The organism is Cohnella baijiui, from assembly GCF_020731285.1.
In the GTDB taxonomy this organism is placed as follows: domain Bacteria; phylum Bacillota; class Bacilli; order Paenibacillales; family Paenibacillaceae; genus Cohnella.
This window is the reverse complement of the sequence record NZ_JAJFOW010000364.1, coordinates 1-233: the sequence shown is the minus strand read 5'-3', so window position 1 is coordinate 233 and position 233 is coordinate 1. Positions and strand designations below refer to the sequence as shown.

Genomic DNA, 233 nt, shown 5'->3' with positions numbered 1-233 from the left:
CGGCTCTCCTGCCCTTACTTTCGATGAATCACCGAATTCGGCAACCTGTTGTACCTTAGAGCCATCAATTTCAAGCACCGCAAGGTCTGTCAGCGGATCGGCTCCCACTACTCTTGCATCCAGGTTTTTCTCACCCCTTGTAAGCGAGACCTGAACGCGTTCGGCACCTTGGATGACATGGTTATTCGTTACGATATATGCCTTACCTCCGGATTTACGGAACACAATTCCTG

Annotated in this window: 1 protein-coding gene; it reads right to left on the bottom strand. The window is 50.2% G+C overall.

Annotation, left to right across the window (positions count from 1 at the left end; all coding sequences use genetic code 11):
- Window positions 1–233 (bottom strand): S1C family serine protease (locus tag LKX83_RS32970; RefSeq protein WP_227887508.1); only part of this gene is annotated, 233 nt, incomplete at both ends.